The organism is Microcystis sp. M_QC_C_20170808_M9Col (assembly GCF_007095495.1).
GTDB classification, from domain to species: domain Bacteria; phylum Cyanobacteriota; class Cyanobacteriia; order Cyanobacteriales; family Microcystaceae; genus Microcystis; species Microcystis aeruginosa.
In genome coordinates, this window is the sequence record NZ_SFBZ01000259.1 from 1 (window position 1) to 2643 (window position 2643).

The following is a 2643-nucleotide window of genomic DNA, read 5'->3' on the forward strand; positions in this document are numbered from 1 at the left end:
CCAGTATTCTCGCTGGGTTAGTATTAAATCGAGAGACGATTAAAAATATTCTTCGGAGTGACATTATGAGAGAATCCGTCATCTATCAAGATATTTTAGAGGAAGGCAGAGAGGAAGGCGAGGAAAAAGGACGACAAGAAGGACGACAAGAAGGACTGCAAGAAGGACGACAAGAAGGTAAAGAAGAAAAAGCCCGACAAATTGCCCTAAAAATGCTATCTGCTGGTTTTTCTATCCCAGAAATCGCCCGATTTACCGATTTATCCCCCGACGCGATCGAGCAATTACAGAGGCAGCAGCGCAATTAAAGCTTTTAACCGCAAAGAGTGGGGAATTAGGGAAATTTTAACTCATCTCCCCACCCCACACCGATTAACGATGTTTAGCGAGGCGAAGCACCACTAAACCACCACCTAGTATGCCTAATCCGATAATACCAGAAGGTTCGGGCGTGGACACTGGCGGCTGACTCGTCGGACTGAATACCTGTATCCGATTGTTGAACGTATCGGCTACATAGATATTACCAGTGCTATCGACAGCGATACCGTAGGGGACACTGAACTGACCGTCCCCCGTACCGAAGCTACCGAAAGTGGACTGGAAGACACCACCGGAGTTAAATATCTGTACCCGATTGTTCCCCGAATCGGCTACATAGATATTACCACCGCCATCGACCGCGATACCGAAGGGGACACTGAACTGACCGTTCCCCGTACCGAAGCTACCAAAAGCGAACTGGAAGACACCACTAGAGTTGAATACCTGTACGCGGTTGTTACTCCTATCGGCTACATAGATATTACCAGTGCTATCGAGGGCGATACCGGTGTGGTTATTGAACTGACCGTCCCCCGTACCATTGGTACCGAAAGTGGACTGGAAGACACCACCGGAGTTGAATACCTGTACGCGATCGTTGAACGTATCGGCTACATAGATATTACCACCGCTACCGACGGCGATACCGGTGGGGTTACTGAACTGACCGTTCCCCGTACCGAAGCTACCGAAAGTGGACTGGAAGACACCACCGGAGTTGAATACCTGTACGCGATCGTTGCTCTCGTCGGCTACATAGATATTACCACCGCTACCGACGGCGATACCGACGGCGCTTTGGAACTGACCGTTCCCCGTACCGGAGCTACCGAAAGTGGACTGGAAGACACCACCGGAGTTGAATACCTGTACGCGGTAGTTGCCCGTATCGGCTACATAGATATTACCACCGCTACCGACCGCGATACCGAAGGGGTTAGTGAACTGACCGTTCCCCGAACCGGAGCTACCGAAAGCGAAGGAAAAAGAAAAACTGGCTGCAGTGGCACTGCTGGCGATACTAATACATCCGATCGCAGTGGCCGTGGCTAGGGAAAAGGATTTCAGCCGAGCCTTTGATAAGCTCTGCTTCTCCCCCCCCCCCCGTGATTGATAAGTTGGGCTAATGACATAAGGCTTCATAAAATTCAACTGTTTGTAACCTATTCCTTCTTCTAGTAATTGTCAAGAAATTTCTGGTTAAAATGTGACAAATTTACCCATATCTATGGGATTAGTCTAGGGTTAGAATTGAATTTTGCCTATAATGTATTCCGCGCTACGATTCTCTTCGGCAAAAGTTACGACAAATACAGGATGTCAACACCGGCGATCGAGGGTATCCTAGGAGAAACGGAAAGTAATCCCTGACGATGTTTGATAATATTTGTAAATTTATTGCCGAAAACTTCTCCGATGATCTAGCCACTTGGTTATTGGGTTCTCCCCTCTCCTTAACCGTCCTCGACCCGACGGAATTACAATTAGACCCCATTCGGGCCGATTCTCTGATTTTTTTGCAGTCAGAGCAACTAATTCTCCATACCGAATTTCAAACCGACCCCGACTCCAAAATTCCTTTCCGAATGCTTGATTATCGCATTCGCGTCTATCGTCGTCATCCCCAAAAACCAATGCGTCAAGTGGTAATTTATCTGCGACGTAGCGACTCTCCCCTAGTACAAGAAAATACCTTCCGTCTAGGGGAAACCTTTCATTCCTTCCAAGTCATCCGTCTTTGGGAAGAAAAGACACCACAATTTTTCCATCATCCCGGTTTATTACCCTTTGCCGTCCTCAGCAATACCGATGACCCTGAACAGGTGTTAAGTCAGGTTTCGCGTTCTTTAGAAACTATCTCCCAAAAACAGGTGCAAAGCAATCTCGCTGCCGCTACCAGTATTCTCGCCGGGTTAGTATTAAATCGAGAGACGATTAAAAAAATCCTTCGGAGTGACATTATGAGAGAATCCGTCATCTATCAAGATATTTTAGAGGAAGGCAGAGAGGAAGGCGAGGAAAAGGGACTACAAAAAGGACGACAAGAAGGATTGCAAGAAGGATTGCAAGCGGGTAAAGAAGAAAAAGCTCGACAAATTGCCCTAAAAATGCTATCTGCTGGTTTTTCTATCCCAGAAATCGCCCAATTTACCGATTTATCCCCCGCAACTATCGAGGAATTACAAAGACAAAACGCTCACGATGTTTGATAATATTTGTAAATTTATCGCCGAAAACTTCTCCGATGATCTAGCCACTTGGTTATTGGGTTCTCCCCTCTCCTTAACCGTCCTCGACCCGACAGAATTACAATTAGAC

General features: G+C 47.0%; 3 protein-coding genes. 2 read left to right on the forward strand and 1 reads right to left on the reverse strand.

What is annotated here, in order from left to right:
- Positions 1-308, forward strand: a 308-nt coding sequence (locus EWV68_RS15555; RefSeq protein WP_502705776.1) for an Rpn/YhgA-type helix-turn-helix domain-containing protein, incomplete at its 5' end; no start/stop codon positions are given.
- Positions 309-372: 64 nt separating this feature from the next.
- Here the strand turns inward: EWV68_RS15555 and EWV68_RS15560 are convergent.
- Entirely contained in the window at positions 373-1467 is a 1095-nt protein-coding gene (locus EWV68_RS15560) for a 6-bladed beta-propeller (RefSeq protein WP_287170344.1), read from the reverse strand.
- Positions 1468-1697: 230 nt separating this feature from the next.
- Here EWV68_RS15560 and EWV68_RS15565 point away from each other — a divergent pair, with 230 nt between their 5' ends.
- Entirely contained in the window at positions 1698-2534 is an 837-nt protein-coding gene (locus EWV68_RS15565) for an Rpn family recombination-promoting nuclease/putative transposase (protein WP_287170345.1), read from the forward strand.
- Positions 2535-2643 lie beyond the last annotated feature (109 nt).

Bases quoted from the DNA above. Each gene is read 5' to 3' on its own strand.
- EWV68_RS15560 (WP_287170344.1), bottom strand. From the start codon at position 1,467: ATGAAGCCTTATGTCATTAGCCCAACTTATCAATCACGGGGGGGGGGG.
- EWV68_RS15565 (WP_287170345.1), top strand. From the start codon at position 1,698: ATGTTTGATAATATTTGTAAATTTATTGCCGAAAACTTCTCCGATGAT.